16 protein-coding genes are annotated in these 18,459 nt (G+C 63.2%); 9 read left to right on the top strand and 7 right to left on the bottom strand.

What is annotated here, in order from left to right; genetic code table 11:
* Together pyrE and QRN04_RS09510 are read left to right on the top strand one after the other, a co-directional pair.
* Entirely contained in the window at positions 1 to 585 is a 585-nt protein-coding gene (pyrE, locus tag QRN04_RS09515; RefSeq protein WP_284975778.1) for an orotate phosphoribosyltransferase, read from the top strand.
* 72 nt (positions 586 to 657) lie between these two features.
* Positions 658 to 1,794: a thioesterase domain-containing protein gene (locus QRN04_RS09510; RefSeq protein WP_284975777.1), complete on the top strand. Its 1,137-nt coding sequence runs from the start codon at positions 658 to 660 to the stop codon at positions 1,792 to 1,794.
* A gap of 120 nt (positions 1,795 to 1,914) precedes the next feature.
* Here the strand turns inward: QRN04_RS09510 and QRN04_RS09505 are convergent, their stop codons facing one another.
* The 3 genes from QRN04_RS09505 to QRN04_RS09495 form a co-directional block, all read right to left on the bottom strand.
* Positions 1,915 to 2,892 (bottom strand): ABC transporter substrate-binding protein, encoded by a 978-nt coding sequence (locus tag QRN04_RS09505; RefSeq protein ID WP_284975776.1) that lies wholly within the window; start codon positions 2,890 to 2,892, stop codon positions 1,915 to 1,917.
* Between the two features lie 74 nt (positions 2,893 to 2,966).
* A complete protein-coding gene (locus QRN04_RS09500) occupies positions 2,967 to 4,994 on the bottom strand; it encodes an ABC transporter permease (RefSeq protein WP_284975775.1) in 2,028 nt (675 codons plus the stop codon).
* The gene (locus QRN04_RS09495) at positions 4,994 to 6,028 is read right to left on the bottom strand and encodes a quaternary amine ABC transporter ATP-binding protein (RefSeq protein ID WP_284975774.1); all 1,035 of its coding nucleotides are present in this window, start codon (positions 6,026 to 6,028) and stop codon (positions 4,994 to 4,996) included. The genes QRN04_RS09500 and QRN04_RS09495 overlap by 1 nt, the downstream gene beginning before the upstream one ends.
* Before the next feature lie 455 nt (positions 6,029 to 6,483).
* Between QRN04_RS09495 and QRN04_RS09490 the strand changes: the two genes are divergently transcribed.
* The 4 genes from QRN04_RS09490 to QRN04_RS09475 all read left to right on the top strand — a co-directional run bounded on the left by QRN04_RS09490 (position 6,484) and on the right by QRN04_RS09475 (position 12,305).
* Complete coding sequence (locus QRN04_RS09490) at positions 6,484 to 7,077, top strand: TetR/AcrR family transcriptional regulator (RefSeq protein WP_284975773.1); 594 nt, start codon at positions 6,484 to 6,486, stop codon at positions 7,075 to 7,077.
* Positions 7,078 to 7,294: 217 nt separating this feature from the next.
* On the top strand, positions 7,295 to 9,004 hold the full coding sequence (gene betA, locus QRN04_RS09485) for a choline dehydrogenase (RefSeq protein ID WP_284975772.1): 1,710 nt from the start codon (positions 7,295 to 7,297) through the stop codon (positions 9,002 to 9,004).
* Positions 9,005 to 9,038: 34 nt separating this feature from the next.
* Positions 9,039 to 10,598 (top strand): aldehyde dehydrogenase family protein, encoded by a 1,560-nt coding sequence (locus QRN04_RS09480; RefSeq protein WP_284975771.1) that lies wholly within the window; start codon positions 9,039 to 9,041, stop codon positions 10,596 to 10,598.
* Positions 10,599 to 10,754: 156 nt separating this feature from the next.
* On the top strand, positions 10,755 to 12,305 hold the full coding sequence (locus QRN04_RS09475; RefSeq protein ID WP_284975900.1) for an APC family permease: 1,551 nt from the start codon (positions 10,755 to 10,757) through the stop codon (positions 12,303 to 12,305).
* A 27-nt stretch (positions 12,306 to 12,332) separates the two neighbouring features.
* Here the strand turns inward: QRN04_RS09475 and QRN04_RS09470 are convergent, their stop codons facing one another.
* From QRN04_RS09470 to QRN04_RS09460, 3 genes are all read right to left on the bottom strand, one after another.
* On the bottom strand, positions 12,333 to 13,379 hold the full coding sequence (locus tag QRN04_RS09470) for an alpha/beta hydrolase (RefSeq protein WP_284975770.1): 1,047 nt from the start codon (positions 13,377 to 13,379) through the stop codon (positions 12,333 to 12,335).
* Between the two features lie 63 nt (positions 13,380 to 13,442).
* Positions 13,443 to 14,156 carry a tyrosine-protein phosphatase gene (locus QRN04_RS09465; protein WP_284975769.1) on the bottom strand — a complete coding sequence of 238 codons (714 nt, stop codon included), beginning with the start codon at positions 14,154 to 14,156 and terminating at the stop codon, positions 13,443 to 13,445.
* 13 nt (positions 14,157 to 14,169) lie between these two features.
* Complete coding sequence (locus QRN04_RS09460) at positions 14,170 to 15,000, bottom strand: HAD-IIA family hydrolase (protein WP_284975768.1); 831 nt, start codon at positions 14,998 to 15,000, stop codon at positions 14,170 to 14,172.
* Between the two features lie 136 nt (positions 15,001 to 15,136).
* On the opposite strand from QRN04_RS09460, the gene QRN04_RS09455 reads away from it, so the two are divergent.
* The 3 genes from QRN04_RS09455 to QRN04_RS09445 all read left to right on the top strand — a co-directional run bounded on the left by QRN04_RS09455 (position 15,137) and on the right by QRN04_RS09445 (position 17,424).
* A complete protein-coding gene (locus QRN04_RS09455) occupies positions 15,137 to 15,832 on the top strand; it encodes a TrmH family RNA methyltransferase (RefSeq protein WP_502868782.1) in 696 nt (231 codons plus the stop codon).
* A 150-nt stretch (positions 15,833 to 15,982) separates the two neighbouring features.
* The gene (gene fbaA / locus QRN04_RS09450; protein ID WP_284975767.1) at positions 15,983 to 17,002 is read left to right on the top strand and encodes a class II fructose-bisphosphate aldolase; all 1,020 of its coding nucleotides are present in this window, start codon (positions 15,983 to 15,985) and stop codon (positions 17,000 to 17,002) included.
* The gene (locus QRN04_RS09445; protein ID WP_284975766.1) at positions 17,002 to 17,424 is read left to right on the top strand and encodes a DUF3151 domain-containing protein; all 423 of its coding nucleotides are present in this window, start codon (positions 17,002 to 17,004) and stop codon (positions 17,422 to 17,424) included. The genes fbaA and QRN04_RS09445 overlap by 1 nt, the downstream gene beginning before the upstream one ends.
* A gap of 130 nt (positions 17,425 to 17,554) precedes the next feature.
* Here the strand turns inward: QRN04_RS09445 and QRN04_RS09440 are convergent, their stop codons facing one another.
* Positions 17,555 to 18,190: a uracil-DNA glycosylase gene (locus QRN04_RS09440; protein ID WP_284975765.1), complete on the bottom strand. Its 636-nt coding sequence runs from the start codon at positions 18,188 to 18,190 to the stop codon at positions 17,555 to 17,557.
* Positions 18,191 to 18,459: the final 269 nt, after the last annotated feature.

Here is an 18,459-nt window from a genome sequence, read left to right as displayed (position 1 = left end):
ATGACTTCCACCAGTTCCCCTGCACTTGACACTGCTGCCGCCCGTGCCCGCCTGCTAGAACTCATCAAAGAGCTCGCTGTGGTGCACGGAAAGGTCATCCTCTCCAGCGGCAAGGAAGCCGACTACTACATTGACCTCCGCCGGATCACCCTGCACCATGAGGCCTCCCGTTTGGTAGGTCAGGTCATGCTGGCAATGATCGACGACGCCGGTGTCCCCCTTGAGTGCGCAGGGGGATTGACCATGGGTGCTGACCCCGTGGGTACCGCTGTGATGCACGCTGCTGCCGACGCCGGCCGCGCCGTTGACGCATTCGTTGTCCGGAAGGCACAGAAGTCCTACGGCATGGGCCGGCAGGTTGAAGGTCCCTCGGTGGAAGGACGCAACGTGGTGGTCCTGGAGGACACCTCCACCACCGGGGGTTCCGCGCTGACCGCCGTCGAAGGCGTCCGTAAAGCCGGTGGCAACGTGGTGGCTGTCGCCGTCATTGTGGACCGCGATACCGGTGCAAAAGAGAAGATCGAGGCTGAGACCGGGGTGCCGTACTTGTTCGCTTTCGGCAAGGACGAGCTGGGACTCGACTGAGGCCGGATCGGGACTCCGAACGGGACGGTCGCGGGACTGTAAGGCGGCCGCGCTGAAGCCTATGCTTGCTCCGTGGACCTTCAAGTAGGCAAACAGCCTGCAGAGCCGGAGGTGGAAAAAGGCCTCCTGCCGCCGGCCCCTGCAACCCCCGGAAACCCTCCGGACGAGGCGGTTGAGCAGGGCGACTGGGCGCGGATCCTGCCGTATGCCGCCCGCCTCAAGAAACTGTCCCGCCGCAGGTTCCTCGTTTCCGCCGGGGCTTCGGTAGCGCTCGCAGCGGACATGCTCTTCACCCGGCACGTCCAAGCCGAGCGCCGGACCACTAAAATCCTTCCGGTCCCGGACTCCTTCTCGGACCTGTACTTTCCGAACGCCAGCTGGTTCCTCTTTCCCGGTTTCAAAACCAGCTGGGAGGAGGCCCAGTGGATACTGAACTCACTGCGTCCCGCGCTGCATCAGCGGGGCCGAATGGCCGCCGTCGGATATTCCAATCTGGGGTTGGACGTCGGCGAGATCGTCCGCGAACTCATCCTGCACGTGCGTGCCCTCAAGCTCCAGAAGCTGTATTTCTACGGTCACAGCTTCGGCGGGATGGTGGCCACCCAGGTTGCAGCCAAGCTTCTGGAACTGTACGGCGTCCAGGTGCAGCTGATTGTCCTGGACTCCAGCCCCTTCAACCGGACCGACGTTCTGGACGAGAGCTGGTTCGACGGCGTGGTGTTCCTCTACGAGAACGGGGTCCGGATTCCCTCCGTGGTGCGCGGCGGATACGAGCTGGGGGAGCGGGTGGCCCACAAGGACGAGCGAACGTGGCGGCAAATCCTGGACCAGACATTGGAGCAGCTCTCGCCGATCGCCCCGTCCAGTGTGCTGATCCAAACGGAGTCGGCATACATCTACCATTTCGACGGCGTGCAATACGCCGGCAAGCTCGGCGGGGCCAAAATGGCGTTCCTCGGCAACCCCGCGGATGACACCGTGAATTACGAGTCTGCCCGTGCCGGCTGGAGCAAGGCGTTCGGTGGCAACATGGCCCTCCCGGCGCTCAGCACCCAAGGCGCCCGGCCCACCCATGCGAGTCCGCAGTGGAGTTCGGACATCTACCTTCCGTTGCTCGAACGCATCCAGAACGAACTTGAACCCTTGCCGCCCACCCCTGAGGAGCCGTCGTACAAGGAACCATCCGGAAAGGTGATCCGGCCGGCTTAGGCTTCCATGCAAAAAGTCACCCTCCCAAGGATTCCTGGAAGGGTGACTTTCTGATGTACGTGAAACAAGCAGCATTCGGTCCTGCGAGAGCTGCCTGTCAGACCATATGGACGGTCTCGCCTAACTGAGCCAGGTCTTTACGGCGTCTTGGTGGGCGTCCACCCATTTCTTGGCAGCGGCCTCGGGCGTCATGCCGCCCTGGATGTCCGTGGCCACGGAGTTCTGGTCCGCGTTAGTCCATTGGAAGTTCTTGGCCAGCTTGGCCGCGGGCGATCCGCTGTCCTGGAACTTTTTGGAAACCACTTTGTTGAGCTTGTAGGTGGGGTAATCACAGGCCACCTTTTCGGCGTCCGTGTCACAGCCCGGGGTCCACGCCGGCAGATTGACCTTCTTGAGCGGTACTTCGGAGAGGAACCACTGTGGCTCGTAGAAGTAGCCGAGCAGCGGCGTCTTATTCTGCTGTGCTGTCCGGAAGGACTGGATCAAGGCCGCCTCCGAACCGGAGAACACCACTTTGTAGTCAAGGTTCAGGTTCTTCACAAGGGCCTCGTCATTGGTGACGAAAGCGGGGTCACCGTCCAGGACCTGCCCCTTGCCGCCGGACTCGGAGGTTGCGAACAAGGAGGCGTACTTGTTCAGGTTCTTGCCGTCCAGGATGTCGGGGTACTTCTCCGCCATCCATGGTGGTACGTACCAGCCGATGTGGCCTTCGTTGCCGGTGGGGCCGTCGTCGACAGCCACTTTTTGATCCGTGATGTACTGCTTCGCCAAGTCAGCGTGGCCCCAGTTTTCCATGACCACGTCCACCTCACCGGAGGCGAATCCCTGCCAGGAAATCTGCTCATTGAGGTCCTTCTGGACCACGGTGCAGCCGAGTTTGTTCTTTGCCACGTAGCTGTACACAGCGGCATTGGCCGTGTACCCCACCCAGGCGTTCATGGCGACATTGACAGTTCCGCAGGGCGTCGCGGAGGTCCCCCCTGCAGCATTCACCTGGTTCACCGAGGCGCTCCCGCAGCCTGCCAGGAGCAGGGCGGCAGCCGCGGCTCCGGCCATCACCGGCAGGGTTCGTTTCAACAACAGTCCAGCTTTTTTCATTTGTTAGGTCTCCTTGTTGGGGGGAATTCCTAGATGTCCTCCGTGCCCTGGCGGGCGCAGGGCGGGTCATACGGTTAGGTTGCTCGGGTTCTGGTTGTGGGGATCTTCCGCACAGGAGTTGCTGCGGCGGCCTGAGTCATCCGGTCGAGCAGGATGCCGAGGAAGACGATGGCAACGCCTGCGGCGAGGCCCTTGCCGAAGAGCGCGCTTTGGACGAAGCCGGCGACGACGTCGTATCCGAGGCCGCCTGCCCCGACGAGCGCACCGACCACCACCATGGCCAGGACGTAGATCAGGCCTTGGTTGGCGGCGAGGGCCAGAGTCTGCCTGGCCATCGGAAGTTGGACCTTGGTGATGACCTGCCACGGGGTGGAACCACTGGCGACGGCGGCTTCGACAACCGTGGGAGAGATTGCGGCGATGCCGTCAGCGGTGATCTTGATGGCGACAGGGGCGGCGTAGATGATGCCGGCGATGATCGCTGTGAAGCGGGTGGCGCCGAAGAGGCCCAGGAAGGGCACAAGATAGACAAAGGCCGGCATGGTCTGGCCAGCATCCAGCAGTGGCCGCATGATCTGGTCCACCCGTTCGGACCGGCCCATGGCGACACCGAAGATGATGCCTAGGACCATGACCACAGCGGTGGCCACCAAGGTGCCGGCCAGGGTGACCATGGAGTCGCTCCAGAGGCCGAGGTAGATGATCACGCCCAAGCATGCCGTGGTCAGGGCAGCGAGCTTCCAGCCGCCCAATGCGTAGGCTGCCACGGCTATGACGGCCACGAGGATGTAAAAGGGAGTGTCCGTGAGCAGGGATTGGAACGGGTTGAGGATTCCGGTGGTGACGGCTTCCCGGAAGGACACAGTGAACAGGGAGAGGTTGGTCTGCATCCACTGGCTGGCTGCCGCTACGGTCTGAACGATCGCGGGGCCGATGTTCAGATCCTTGGGGAACGCGGCTGCCCACAGCATGGTCCGGGAAAGCTGCACCATGACCAATGCCAGTGCCAGGGTGATGCCAAGAAGGATGTACCTGGTCCTGCGGGAAACCCTGCGGTTCCGGGCCGCTGCCGGGTCCGCGCGGCGGCTGGCGGCGGTGGTGACCCGGTCCAGCACGATTGCGAGCAGGACGATTGAGAGCCCGGCGTTAACGGCTGTCCCGACGTCGAGCGACTGCAGGGCCCTTACCACCACTTGGCCAAGTCCGGGCGCTGCGATCAGCGCCGCGATGGTGACCATGGACAGGGCCGCCATGGTGCTCTGGTTTATTCCCATGACGATTGTCCTCCGGGCCATGGGAAGCTGCAGGGTAACCAGCCGCTGCATACCCGTGGTGCCCAGGGAGTCGGAGGCTTCACGGGTGTTTTCCGGGATGGCGCGGATGCCGTGCGCAGTCAGGCGGATTACAGGTGGCGCAGCGTAGATCACGGTGGCGATGACGGCCGAGGCCGGTCCGATGAGGAAGACCAGCGCCAGCGGTGCCAGGTACACGAATGTCGGCAGGGTCTGCATGAAGTCCAACACCGGCGTGATCACCTTGGCCACCCGGCCGTAGACGCCGGCCAGGATGCCGAGTGGGATCCCGACCAGGAGGGTCAGCAAAACGGCCGTGAGGACCAGTGCGAACGTGTAGGTGGCTTCGAGAAACAGGCCCTGGAGGCCGAAGAAAGTGAAGACGGCGACAGTCAGCAACGCGACGCGGGCGTTACCTGCTGCGAAGGCAGTCCAGCCCAGCAGGCCCACGGTTCCGAGCCAGCCGATTTCGGGCAGGCGCAGGCCTGTGGGACTCGCCGCAAAGGTGGTGATGAACACGTTGGCGACGGCGTCGACGGCGGCACGCAGGGGCGTGAAGACGTACAGGAAGACGGGGTTGTCCGCGCGGTTCGCCGCTACCCAGGCGTTGAACTGGTTCAGGGACCGGTGCAGGTCCGTCAGTTCGGAGGCGGGCAAGGTCAGGGTGGAAGTGCCATGCAGGACAAGGAATCCCACGAGCCACGCGACGGCCGCACTGGCCAGCAGGATGGTGCGCTTGCCGGGCCGGCGACGCGGCGCGCGCGCCGGGGCGGGTTGGACGGTGGTGCGTTCTTGGACGAGCGTGGACATTAGGCCGCTGCTTCCACGGGCTGCAGCACCGACAGGATGCTGTCGCGGTCAATTTGGCCGGTGATCTTGCCGGCATCCTCCACGAGGACGGGGCAGGAGGAGCGCATCACGGCTGATATGGCATCCCGGATGACCGTCCTGGAACTAAGGACCGGCGCGTCTCCTGGCGTTCCGGGTGCGACGGGCCGGGTGATCCATTTCAGGGTCAGCACGTCCGCGCGTGGGACCTCGGAGACGAAGTCCTCGATGTACTTGTCCACCGGGGACCCCACGAGCTCATCTCCCGTGCCGCACTGGACCGTCTCACCGTTGCGCATGATAAGAATGCGGTCTCCGAGCTTGAGCGCCTCGGAGAGGTCGTGGGTCACGAACACCATGGTCTTGCCCATCTCCTTGTGGAGCCGGATGACTTCCGCCTGCATGTCCCGGCGAATGAGCGGATCCAGGGCGGAGAAGGGTTCGTCGAAGAGGATGGTGTCCGGGTCGCCGGCCAAGGCCCTGCCTAGTCCGACGCGCTGCTGCATTCCACCGGACAACTGGTCCGGATAGTGCCGTTCGTAGCCTTTCAGGCCAACCAACTCGATGATTTCCCGCGCCCTGGCGTAACGTTCGTTCTTGGCCGCGCCGCGGATCTGCAGGCCGTAGGAGACGTTATCCAGCACGGTGCGGTGCGGGAGGAGACCGAAGTGCTGGAACACCATCGACATCTTCCGCCGCCGAAGTTCGCGCAGTTCGGCGATGCCTGCCTGCAGGACGTCCTTTCCGTCCACCAGGACCTCCCCCGAGGTAGGTTCAATCAGCCGCGTCAGGCAGCGGATCAGGGTGGATTTACCGGATCCTGAAAGCCCCATGACCACAAAGACTTCGCCCTTGGCGACGTCGAAGCTCAGGTTGCGGACTGCTGCCACGCATCCCGTGCGCGCCAGTAACTCCGCTGAGTTGAGGGCCGAGAGCTCTGGATTATTGGGGATCTTCTCGCCCCCGGGTCCGAAGACCTTCCAGAGGTTGCGCACTGAGATGTCGGGGCTGTTCATTGCTGTACTCCTGTGGAGGCTCGAACTGATGGCGGAGCGGGAACGGTATATAACCAGCTCGCCATCCTCTGTGTGGAAGACGGGGATCGGTGTGACGTGTCGGGACGGACGGCATCTCGGGAATAAATACCTTCAGCGGGCAGGCGATAGGGAAGAGGTGAACCTCCTCCAACTAACGAGCTCAACCGGTCCTGCTGGTTGTGTCATCATCAACGCGGATCACCATACGGAACAGAGTGATCTATGCCACTCCCTTTGTCAAGGATTTAAACCGTACTAAGGAGCGCCTTGACACCCCTTCCGCGCCCTATCTGGCGATACCCATCCGCGCCGCGTCAAAGTGAGGCCTGTGGAGCGGTTTTGTGACGTCATGCGGAGGCGCCGAGCAGACACGCGCTGCCCGGCCCCTGGGTCATCGTGATGCACTGGGGTGACTTTGGCCATATTCTGGCCGAGTGATTACACGCACTTTGAAGTCGGACCAACAAGGCAAACGGATCGACAGGCAGGCGCGCATTCTTCAAGCGGCATTGGATTTGCTGTCGCTTCACGGCATCTCAGGTGTCAATATGCGCGCGGTGGCCCGGGAAGCCGGCGTCGCCCTCGGCCTCGTGAATTATTACTTCGAGGACAAGATGAGCCTGATCCGTGCGGCCTTGCACCAGATTGACGAGCGCGATGCCAAGCTGGTCGCAACCGATCCGGCGTCGCCACCTGACGGGCAGCTCCAGAAGGCTCTTCGCCGCGTTGCGGACCCGGAATTCCTCACCACCGAGCACCTGTCCCTGCGTCTCCACCTCTGGGCACTCGCGCAGGCCCATGAAGAATTTGCGCTGATTAATGCGGCCGCCTTCGAGCGGTACCTCGAAGGACTCGCGACGCTGATTGGTAATGCCAAACCTGAGCTTTCCAGTGATGAATGCAAGGTGCGGGCGAATGACATCGTTGTGGTGCAAAACGGGATGTGGCTGACTGCGCTCCTGGGCGTGGACCAGGCCTCCATCCAAAGAAGCATCGCCCGTACCGAGGAGATCGCCTTCGCCGCCTAGCGGCACACACGTAACGAACAAACTTTTCTGAACAGTTGTCCAGCAACACTATTGAACACTTGTCCAAATTGCTTTAGTGTTCATCGGTATGACATGGACCACACCAGGGACGCCTTGCGGGTTCTCCGTCGCGTCACGGTGTACCGCCAGTTTCCGGAAGCAGGATCACCGCCCTTGGGGCGGAAGATCTGCGCCAGGCAGAAGGAGAGTTTGCAGCATGACAAAAAACAATTACGACTACGTCATCGTCGGTGGTGGAAGCGCGGGGTCGGTTCTCGCCAGCCGACTGAGCGAGGGAGGCCACAGCAGCGTCCTTGTCCTGGAAGCAGGGCGGAGTGACTACCCCTGGGACCTGTTCATCCAGATGCCCGCCGCGCTCACCTTTCCCAGCGGGAATCCCTTGTACGACTGGCGCTACCAGTCGGACCCCGAGCCTCACATGGGCGGCCGGCGTGTGGCGCACGCACGCGGCAAGGTACTGGGCGGCTCCAGTTCCATCAACGGCATGATTTTCCAGCGCGGTAACCCCCTGGACTACGAACGCTGGGGAGCAGATGCCGGGATGGAAACGTGGGACTTCGCGCATTGCCTGCCGTACTTCAACAGGATGGAAAACGCCACCGCCGCGGACCCGCACGATGAACTGCGCGGGCACTCCGGGCCCCTCGTGCTTGAACGCGGTCCGGCCACGAACCCCCTGTTCCAGGCCTTCTTTGGCGCCGCTCAGGAAGCCGGGTACCCGCTGACCGATGACGTCAACGGTTACCGCCAGGAAGGCTTCGCGGCATTTGACCGCAATGTCCATAAGGGCCAGCGGCTCTCAGCGTCCCGCGCGTACCTCCGGCCTAACTTCGGCCGCGACAACTTGACCGTCCTGACCCGGGCCTTGGTCACCAAGGTCAACTTCTCGGGCAACGTGGCAACCGGCGTCACTTACCGCCGTAACGGCAAGACCCATCACGTGAACGCGGGCGAAGTGATCCTCGCAGGCGGCGCCATCAACACACCACAGCTCCTCCAGCTCTCCGGCGTTGGAGACGCTGCCCACTTGAACTCCCTGGGCATCAACTCCGTGGTCAATCTGCCCGGCGTCGGTGAGAACCTCCAAGACCACCTTGAGGTCTACATCCAGCACGCCTGCACCCAGCCGGTCTCCATGCAGCCCAACCTTGACCTGTGGCGTTACCCCCTGATCGGGCTCCAGTGGCTGCTGGGCCGGAAGGGACCAGCAGCTACCAACCACTTCGAGGGCGGCGGCTTCGTCCGCTCCAACGAGGATGTTGCGTACCCGAACCTGATGTTCCATTTTCTCCCGGTCGCAGTGCGCTACGACGGCCAGAAGGCCGACGCCAAGCACGGCTACCAGGTGCACATCGGCCCCATGTACTCCGACGCCCGCGGCAGCCTCAAGATCAAGTCCACCGATCCCACAGTGCACCCGTCCATGGTGTTCAACTATCTCTCCACGGACCAGGACCGCCGCGAATGGGTTGAAGCCGTTCGCGTGGCCCGCGACATCCTGGGCCAATCCGCCATGGCCCCCTACAACGGCGGGGAGCTGTCTCCGGGCCGGGCGGTGCAGACGGACGCAGAGATCCTCGACTGGGTTGCCCGCGACGCCGAAACAGCACTCCACCCGTCCTGCACAGCCAAGATGGGCCCCGATTCGGATCCCATGGCGGTAGTGAACCCGCTTGACATGACCGTGCACGGCACCACGGGCCTCCGCGTTGTGGACGCCTCCGCCATGCCCTACGTTACGAACGGCAACATCTACGCGCCCGTCATGATGCTCGCGGAAAAGGCTGCCGACTTGATCGCCGGCAAGGCACCTTTGGCGCCGCAGCATGCGGAGTTCTACCGGCACGGCATCAGCCCGCTTGAGCGGAACGGCGATCCCGCCTCTGTGGCCAGGGGCAAGGAATGATGAATGGAAACACTACAAACAACGAGGAGAGACAATGACTGCCACGGCTGAGCAAGTCCATTCTGCCGGGAAATCGGCAGATCCCGTCAAAGGCCTCTACATCGACGGCGCCTGGCAGCAGGCATCCGACGGCGGCACCACTTCCGTTCGGTGCCCGGCAGACGGCCAGGAAGTGGCGGTTGTCGCATCGTCCACGGCCGAGGATGCCAAGCGGGCAATCGCCAGTGCACGGGCAGCGTTCGATAGTGGTGAGTGGCGCAGGCTCACAGATATCGAGCGCGGTATGGTGCTGCTTCGCGTGGCGGACCTGCTTGAGCGGGACAAGGCGGCCTACGCCCGGGCGGAGGCGCTCGACACCGGCAAACGCCTCGTCGAGGCCGAGTACGACATGGACGACATTGCTGCGTGTTTCCGCTACTACGGAAAAATCGCCGGCCTCGACGCCGGCCGGGTGATCGACACGGGCCGGCCCAACGCCATCAGCCGCGTGGTCTATGAGCCGCTCGGTGTCTGTGCCCTCATCGCACCTTGGAACTACCCGCTCCTGCAGGCTGCATGGAAGGTGGCGCCAGCACTCGTTGCCGGAAACTCGTTCGTCCTCAAGCCCAGCGAGCTCACGCCCTCCACTTCGATCCTGCTCATGGAAACCCTCGAAGAGGCAGGCGTCCCTGCCGGCGTCGCTAATCTGGTCACGGGACCCGGCTCGAGGGTGGGCGGCCCACTCAGCTCCGATCCGCGCGTCGACCTCGTCTCCCTGACCGGAAGCCTGGCCACAGGCCAGACCATCATGGCCGCGGCCGCGGAGACAGTGAAGAGCGTCGCTTTCGAACTCGGCGGGAAGAACCCGAACGTCGTCTTCGCGGACGCGGACTGGGACGCCGCCGTTGACAACGCCCTGACTGCCGTTTTCCTGCACTCCGGGCAGGTCTGCTCGGCAGGGGCGCGGCTGGTCGTCGAGGAGTCGATTGCAGATCGCTTTGTGGCCGAGGTCGTGGAACGGGCCAAAAAGATCCGGATGGGCGGCCCGTTCGATCCCGACGCCGAGACCGGGCCCCTCATTTCGGCAAAGCACCGGGATCAGGTCCACGCCTACGTGCAGGCCGGGATTGCGGAGGGCGCGGAGCTCCTCTGTGGCGGCTACATCCCTGTCGAGGGACCGCTGGCCGACGGTTTCTTCTACCCGCCCACCGTACTCGGCAATTGCCGCTCCGGCATGAGCGTACTGCGCGAGGAGTCATTCGGCCCGGTGCTGACCATCGAGACGTTCCGGACCGAGGACCAGGCCATCGAAATCGCAAACGATACGGAGTACGGCTTGGCCGGCGCCGTTTGGACATCGGACGCCTCGAAAGCGCAGCGCGTGGCCGGCGCCCTCCGGCACGGGACCGTGTGGATCAACGACTACCACCCATACGTACCCCAGGCTGAGTGGGGCGGGTTCGGGAAGTCCGGGATCGGCCGTGAACTCGGCCGCGCGGGCCTCAACGAGTACCGCGAAGCAAAGCACATCTGGCAGAACATCCAGCCGGCGCCCAGCGGCTGGTTCGGCGCGGCTCCGGCTGCCAACGAAACAGGGGCGGGCACAACCAACTAAGCACCAGCAATGGAGAAGCGACCGGGCGGCCGCAAAGGTGCGACGCCCGGTCGCTTGGTCATCTGCGTCCAAAGCGGCCGCAGATGACCGCCATCGTGCTTTCCTGACTTAGGAGTTCCATTGACAGAACCCAGCAAGAGTGCTGATTCAAGCGGCATGGACCAATTCGGTTATGCCCAGACCCTGGACCGAAGCATCGGCAAGTTCGCCAGCTTCGCCGCCGGAGTCAGCTACATCTCCATCCTTACGGGCGTTTTTCAACTGTTCTATTTCGGATTCGCCATGGCCGGCCCGGCGTACGCCTGGTCATGGCCCATTGTCTTCGTCGGGCAGCTGATGGTGGCCTTGTGCTTCGCTGAACTGGCGGGGCGTTACCCCGTGGCAGGCTCGGTCTACAACTGGGCCAAAAGGCTATCCTCGGGCACTTTCGCCTGGCTTGCCGGGTGGCTGTTGTTGATTTCCTCAATTGTGGCCCTGGGCTCCGTGGCATTGGCCCTCCAGCTCACCCTGCCCCAGATCTGGTCCGGGTTCCAGATCATCGGCGACGGCACCGGTCCCGAGGACTTTGCCCTCAACGGGGTGTTGCTGGCGAGCATCATGATCGGCATCTCCACCCTCATCAACGCTTTCGGCGTGAAGCTCATGACAAAGATCAACAGCGTAGGCGTCTTCGTTGAACTTGTCGCCGCTGTGCTGCTTACCCTCGCGCTCGCATGGCATATCGTCCGCGGACCCGGCGTTCTCTTTGAGACCAAGGGTTTTGGGGCGGGCCACCCCTTGGGCTTCTTCGGGGTGTTCATCATCGGTGCCATGGCATCGGGCTACGTGATGTACGGCTTTGACACCGCCAGCTCCCTCGGGGAAGAGACAAAGGACCCGAAGCGCACGGCACCCAAGGCCATCCTGCGGGCGGTCACAGCATCCTTTGTGCTGGGCGGACTGATCCTGCTCACGGGACTCCTCTCGGCCCCGAACCTGAACGATCCCAAGATAGGTTCTGCCGACGGCGGCCTGCAGTACCTGGTGCTCTCCGTGCTGGGTGGCCCCTTCGGCAAAGCATTCCTGCTGTGCATCGTGGTGGCCGTCGTGGTCTGTACGCTGGCAGTCCACGCCGCCGCCATCCGCATGATGTTTGCAATGGCCCGGGACAACAACCTTCCGTTCAGCCGTCACTTGGGCAAGGTGCACCCCGTCCGGAAGACCCCAACGGTCGCCGCCGTCGTGATCGGAATCATCGCCGTCATCCCGCTGATCGTGAACGTCTCCCAGCCCGCCATTTTCACCATCCTCTCCAGCATCAGCATCGTCCTGATTTACCTCTCCTACCTGCTGGTGACCGTGCCTATGCTTCGCAGACGCCTGGCCAAAAAGTGGCCGCTGCCCTATGACGGCACCGAACCGGGCTTCAGTTTGGGCAAGTGGGGACTGCCGGTGAACATCCTCGCGGTCCTGTGGGGCGCCGCCATGACACTGAACCTCATCTGGCCACGCCCGGAAATCTACAATTCCGTGCCGCCGTTCGAGTGGTACCTGCAGTGGGGCGGGGTTCTCTTTGTCGCTGCCGTCGCCCTCACCGGCGTCCTGATGTACCGGCTGAAGCTCCGGCACCAGACGGGTGTGCTCGCCGGGCATGCAGCCACATCCACGGCACCTCCGCAGCGTGCTTCCATCGAGAGGGAACCGGTAACGCCCAGTAGCGTAAGGTAAGGGCCCGGCTCCCGGCTCCGGCCGGTTCTAGGGCCGGCTAGTGGTGTACGTGGACAGGAACTCGAACGTCTTGTCCCGCGCCTCGCGTGCCTCACTGAAATTGAGGTGGAACTGGTACTCGTGTGGCAGTTCCGGCTGGTACGTTGTGGGCCAAAAAAGTTCGGTCACCGGAACACCGGCATCCTTTAGCCGGTTGCTGTACGGCACAGACTGCAGCCGGGTGAGTCCGTCGCCGTTCCCGCCGCTGATGAACGTGGGCGGGAAATCGGGGGTCACAAAGTCAATGGTGGACATTGTGACCCCTGCATGGGCGCCGGACCAGTGCTTGGTTCCGGTGTAGGCCCACAGGGAAGTCTTGAAACCCCAGGCCACGATGCCCCTGAGGCGGGTCATGGCCCGCAGATCGTAGACACCGCAATGCAGGATGGTGGCAGCAAGCTCCGACTTTTGAAGGGCAGGGCTGATCCCCATGAGGTCGGCGTACTCCGGGTTCACCGTGAGCGTGGTCATCTGGCTGGCCAGTTGGGCTCCGGCGGAATCCCCGGCGAGCACCATGCGGCTGGTGTCCACGTTCAGCTCAGCGGCGTGCGTCTTGATGTATGCCAACGCTTCGTTGATGTTCCGCACAGCGGCCGGATAGGTGGACTCGGGCGCGATCGGGTAGCTCATGCCAATGGTTGTGTATCCCTGGGCGGCCAGTATCCGGAGATAAGGATTGACGTCGCGCTGCGCCCCGGAGATCCACGCACCTCCATGAATCCACACAACCGTGGGAAGCGGCGAGGACGTACCCTGCGGGCTGAAGACATCGAATGTGGACCCCGGCCGATACACCACGCCCGGTTGGGTTTGCAGGGGAGTGTCGGGAACGTAGGGCGTCATTTCATCGATGGTCGCTTGGGCTCCCCGTTCAAAAACCCTGCGGATCAGCAAGGCCGACGGCCAGGGAGTGGCAGCCAGGGCCAAGGCCAGGACCAACACCGCCAGAATGGTTAGTTCAAGCTTCCGCAACGGTGCGAACCGTGGTTCCAGACGCTTGTCCACACGCTTGTCGACCGATTGCAGCGGCCCCATGACACACTCCCCCCAATAGGCGTACCTCTGGACCCATGGTAGACGCCAAGCGCAGGCGCGCTGTCACCTTTTCGGGTCAGCCCCAGGCCCGCCGGTTCCAGACGCCAAGGCCTGAATTTCGACGGCGGTGAGGCCAGCCTCGCGCAGGAAGGCCCGGGCATCACCGAACTCCTGCGCAAACCCGGTGAGGAAATGCCGCATGGCAGCCTCGGGGCTTTGCAGGATCATGAGGTCGGGGCTGAAATACTCCTGCCGGGAGTTCGGGACGTGGAGGTGCCACGTTTCGGCCATGACGTGAAGCAGGCCCGGCAGGTTGGCAGTCGTGGCTGAGTAGTCGGCCACGATGCTGTCCGGACTCGCACCACCTGCGAGCAGCGCCACGGCCGACACAACCCCGGTCCGGTCCTTGCCCAAAGAGCAATGAACCAGCGTCCGCATACCGTTGGCGGCCGGACGGAGGGCATCGGCTACCCACTCCGGACGCAACCGGATCCAACCCAGGTACAGCTCGCCCAGATCCTCGGCCGTTTCCACCGCTTGCAGCGAACCGGCTATCGCGTTCGGGTCCAACGGGTTATGGAAAAGCTCGACGGCGGCCGGCCCCTCAGGAAGCAGCCACGGGACCAAGCCAGCTTCAAGGTCGCTTCGCAGGTCCACGATTGTTTGGATGCCATGCTGGGCAAGAAATTCCGCCGTAGCCGTGGCGTCCAAATTGAAGGGTTGGCTGCCCCTGAGGATCCGGCCGCCAGGGAGGGGCCGGAGGTTCAACACAGCCATGGTTGTTGTCCTCTTAGATCTGGCTCTTGAGGTCCGCCACGGAGTTCAGGATCTGGTTGGGCCTGAACGGGAAGGACACTATTTCTTCGCGCTGGGTGATGCCGCTGAGCACCAGGACCGTGTGGAGCCCGGCTTCCATTCCGGCCACGATGTCCGTGTCCATGCGGTCCCCGATCATGGCCGTGGTCTCGGAGTGCGCATCGATCTGGTTCATGGCGGAACGGAACATCATGGGATTCGGCTTGCCCACGATGTACGGTTCGCGGCCGGTGGCCTTGGTGATCATGGCGGCAATGGCGCCCGTTGCGGGCATGGGACCGTCTTTGGAAGGGCCGGTGGCGTCCGGATTGGTGGCAATGAAGCGGGCACCGGCCAGGATGTGACGGACGGCCATGGTGATCGCCTCGAAAGAGTAGGTCCGGGTTTCGCCCAGCACCACAAAATCGGGGTCGGTGTCCGTGAGGATGAACCCGGCCTCGTGCAGGGCCGTGGTGAGGCCGGCTTCACCGATCGTGTACGCGCGGTTCCCGGAGTCGGAGGACTGGACCTGGTCCTTGAGGAACTGGGCTGTGGCAAGCGCGGATGTCCAGATGTTCTCTTCGGGAACTTCCAAGCCCGAGGCACGGAGCCTGGCGGCGAGGTCGCGCGGGGTGAAGATCGAGTTGTTGGTCAGCACAAGGAAGCGCTTGGAGGTGTCCACCCAGCGCTGGATGAGCTCGGACGCGCCGGGAATGGCCTGGTTCTCGTGGACAAGGACGCCGTCCATATCCGTGAGCCAGCATTCGATGTCATGGCCGTTCCGGTAGATCGATGTGGACGGGTGGGGCCTGGTTTCTTCTGCCATGTTTGCCTCCGGGTGGGGTTGGTCATGCACTGCGTCCCAGTCTTTCATTATTCGGTCGGCGCCACATCCCGGGCCTGCATGGGATTCCAAGGGTGCAGGCACCGGCCGGCCCGCTTGGCGCGGCTAAAGTTGAGGGGTGACTGACCTTCCCCCCACCAAAGACCTGCCAATTCCTGCCGGCTCACCGGAAGTACCCCCGGCAGAAGGCGAGGCAGAGGCCAAGGCGGAGGTCGGCGTCGGGCCTTGGGAAGGTGAGTGGCCTGTCGGTGAACATTGGGACCCGGACCTCCTTCGCGACGGCGATCGACGGAACGTGGTGGATCAATACCGCTACTGGAAGCACGATGCGATTGTTGCCGATCTCGATTCCAAGCGCCACGAATTCCACATCGCCATCGAAAACTGGCAACACGACCTCAACATCGGCACCGTGGTCCGGACCGCCAACGCGTTTCTTGCCAAGGAAGTACACATCATCGGTCGACGGCGGTGGAACCGTCGCGGCGCCATGGTCACCGATCGTTACCAGCACGTTCGGCACCACCCCACGGTGGAGGATTTTGTCCAGTGGGCGCAGGCCGAGGGGCTCGCGGTGATTGGCATCGACATCTTCCCCGACTCTGTGCCCTTGGAGACTTTCGACCTTCCCAAGAGGTGCGTTCTGGTGTTCGGCCAGGAAGGACCGGGCCTTACCCCGGAGGTGCACGAGGCCGCCGTCGCGACCCTGTCCATTGAGCAGTTCGGTTCCACGCGCTCCATGAATGCTGCCTCGGCCGCTGCGATCGCGATGCATGCGTGGGTGCGGCGGCACGTCTTCGAACAACACGTCTAGCCTCCCCGCGAAGTGGCAACCCGGCGGAAGTGTTAAGAGCCCACGTGACCGGAAACACGGCGTCCTGACGGATATCGCTAGGATGGTGCTAGCCGTAAGCGGTCTACTCCAGGGTTACCCGCCCACAGACGAATCAGCATAGGAGTCACCATGCCCATTGCAACCCCAGAGATTTACTCCGAGATGATCGACCGTGCGAAGGCTGGCGGATTTGCTTTCCCCGCGGTCAACGTGACGTCGTCGCAGACTCTGAACGCTGCGATCCGCGGTTTCGCCGAGGCCGAATCCGATGGCATCATCCAGGTTTCCACCGGTGGCGCAGCCTACTGGTCCGGCGCTTCGGTCAAGGACATGGTGGCCGGTTCCCTCGGCTTCGCCGCGTTTGCCCGCGAAGTTGCCAAGAACTACAACGTCAACATCGCCCTGCACACGGACCACTGCCCGCAGGACAGGCTGGCGGACTTCGTTCTTCCCCTGCTCGCTGCGTCGGAGGAAGCGGTGAAGGCCGGTAAGGACCCGATCTTCAACTCGCACATGTGGGACGGTTCGCACGAGACCCTTTCGGAGAACCTGCGCATCGGCCGTGAGCTGCTTGAGCGCGCAGCTGCCGCGAAGATCATCCTCGAAGTCGAAATCGGCACGGTCGGTGGCGAGGAAGACGGTGTTGAGAACGAAATCAACGAGAAGCTTTACACCACCACCGAAGACGCCCTGGCCACGATCGAGGCTCTCGGTGCGGGCGAAAACGGCCGCTACCTCACCGCCCTGACGTTCGGCAATGTGCACGGTGTGTACAAGCCGGGCGGCGTGAAGCTCCGCCCGGAGCTGCTCAAGCAGATCCAGTCCGAGGTCGGTGCGAAGATCGGCAAGGAAAACCCGTTCGACCTCGTGTTCCACGGCGGTTCGGGCTCCTCTGAGCAGGAAATCGCTGACGCTGTTTCCTATGGTGTGATCAAGATGAACATCGACACTGACACGCAGTACGCGTTCACGCGCCCGGTGGCCGGTCACATGTTCTCCAATTACGACGGCGTCCTGAAGATCGACGGCGAAATGGGCAACAAGAAAACCTACGACCCCCGCGTTTGGGGCGCTTCCGCAGAAGCCGGCATGGCCGCGCGCATCGTCGAAGCCGCACAGCAGCTCGGCTCAGTAGGCAAGACCTTCTAATGTCCGACGAGTTCCGCAAGAACCTCATGGGGCCAGAGCCCACACTCTTGCCCGCCGAAACCGAGATCTACCAGCACCTGGCCCTCGGCAAGGAAGCGCTGGACCTCGTGGCGCAGAACCCCACGTCGTCGCTTCTCTGGGCCATCCTGGCTGAGGAAGCCTGGGCCGAAGGCCGGACCATCGAGTCCTACGCTTACGCCCGCGTCGGTTACCACCGCGGCCTGGATTCCCTCCGCCGCAACGGTTGGCGCGGCGTCGGGCCCATCCCGTGGGAGCACGAGCCCAACCAGGGTTTCCTGCGGGCGCTCTACGCGCTGGGCCGGGCGGCGTCTGCCATTGGCGAGGCTGAGGAGCCGGAGCGGATCGAGAAGTTCCTCAACGACTCCGATCCGAAAGCCAAGGCAGCGATCGAAGCCAGCTAAAGCCTAACAAACGACGACGGCGGCCCCCACCGAAAGGCGAGGGCCGCCGTCGTCGTTTGCTTTGCGGGGCCCGATCTGCAGGCAACCGAGCGGGTTGAGCGTGCAGAGCGGGCCCCACAACGGGAGGGAGCTAAGCTGCCTTGCGGGGAATTCCCGTACGGGCCATGGCTTCGGCGTAAGCGCCGTGGATGGCGTCGAGGTATTCCTGCTGGCGGGCCGGGGTGCCTGCGAAGGAGCGGCCACCGAGCGAACGGACCTTGAAGGTCTTGAAGCCGCGGCGGGCAATGCTGGCCGGGGCAGCCTTCATGAGCTGATCGGCAAGGCGGTGTGCTTCATTGCCGTGTGCCACCAGGGCAGAGGTACGCGGGAGGAGCTGGAGCAGGCGAAGCAAAGGCTTGAGGCCTTCGGTGATGTTGGCAGGGGTGAGCTTGCCGGGTTCCTCGTTGGGTTCGATCCACGGGTAAGCGTTCCACGGCATCATCAGCTTGGGACGGAGCCCCAGCTGCCACTGCATGCCGAGCATGCGGGTGTTTGCTTCCTCGTCACCGGGGGTGATGAAGCCCTCGCCGGTGTTGGTGCGCTGGTTGGAGAAAAGGCTCACGATGCGGCAGTCATCAATGCTGTGGGCGGGGTCGATGTAAAGGACCTCGCTGCCTGGCTTCTGTTCCTTGATGGAATCGCACAGCGCGTTGACCTCGGCGATGTGGGGTTCGTAACGGCGGTTCCAGAGGAGTTCTTCGGGTGATTCAGTCGCCAGATCTTGCATCAGTGGTTTGGTCTCCTAGGTGTTACAGCGCACCGTTCCAAGGTGCCGCGGGCATGCCGCGGCCGAACCTCAAAGGATGCTGTGGGGGGCTAACTAACCTTACCGGACTATGGGCGTCAATGGATCCTAGTCCGGCGCGCCCCCAAATGCGACGCGGCGTGTTGCGATCAAAAAGTGCCGCAGACCTCGACGGCGGTCCTCGGCTTCCGCCAATATGCCGGGCATAGAGAGAAGAGTCACCTGCTGCCGCAATCGCCGCGCTGTGGACC

It is taken from the genome of Arthrobacter sp. efr-133-TYG-104, assembly GCF_030208915.1.
Lineage (GTDB): Bacteria > Actinomycetota > Actinomycetes > Actinomycetales > Micrococcaceae > Arthrobacter.
The sequence above is the reverse complement of the archived record's forward strand: the minus strand, read 5'-3'. Positions and strand labels throughout refer to the sequence as shown.

What these genes read in the sequence shown, in the direction of transcription:
- fbaA (WP_284975767.1), top strand. Translation starts at nt 15,983, where the DNA reads ATGCCCATTGCAACCCCAGAGATTTACTCCGAGATGATCGACCGTGCG.
- QRN04_RS09445 (WP_284975766.1), top strand. Translation starts at nt 17,002, where the DNA reads ATGTCCGACGAGTTCCGCAAGAACCTCATGGGGCCAGAGCCCACACTC.
- QRN04_RS09470 (WP_284975770.1), bottom strand. Translation starts at nt 13,379, where the DNA reads ATGGGGCCGCTGCAATCGGTCGACAAGCGTGTGGACAAGCGTCTGGAA.
- QRN04_RS09500 (WP_284975775.1), bottom strand. Translation starts at nt 4,994, where the DNA reads ATGTCCACGCTCGTCCAAGAACGCACCACCGTCCAACCCGCCCCGGCG.
- pyrE (WP_284975778.1), top strand. Translation starts at nt 1, where the DNA reads ATGACTTCCACCAGTTCCCCTGCACTTGACACTGCTGCCGCCCGTGCC.
- QRN04_RS09460 (WP_284975768.1), bottom strand. Translation starts at nt 15,000, where the DNA reads ATGGCAGAAGAAACCAGGCCCCACCCGTCCACATCGATCTACCGGAAC.
- QRN04_RS09495 (WP_284975774.1), bottom strand. Translation starts at nt 6,028, where the DNA reads ATGAACAGCCCCGACATCTCAGTGCGCAACCTCTGGAAGGTCTTCGGA.
- QRN04_RS09440 (WP_284975765.1), bottom strand. Translation starts at nt 18,190, where the DNA reads ATGCAAGATCTGGCGACTGAATCACCCGAAGAACTCCTCTGGAACCGC.
- QRN04_RS09465 (WP_284975769.1), bottom strand. Translation starts at nt 14,156, where the DNA reads ATGGCTGTGTTGAACCTCCGGCCCCTCCCTGGCGGCCGGATCCTCAGG.
- betA (WP_284975772.1), top strand. Translation starts at nt 7,295, where the DNA reads ATGACAAAAAACAATTACGACTACGTCATCGTCGGTGGTGGAAGCGCG.
- QRN04_RS09480 (WP_284975771.1), top strand. Translation starts at nt 9,039, where the DNA reads ATGACTGCCACGGCTGAGCAAGTCCATTCTGCCGGGAAATCGGCAGAT.
- QRN04_RS09505 (WP_284975776.1), bottom strand. Translation starts at nt 2,892, where the DNA reads ATGAAAAAAGCTGGACTGTTGTTGAAACGAACCCTGCCGGTGATGGCC.
- QRN04_RS09475 (WP_284975900.1), top strand. Translation starts at nt 10,755, where the DNA reads ATGGACCAATTCGGTTATGCCCAGACCCTGGACCGAAGCATCGGCAAG.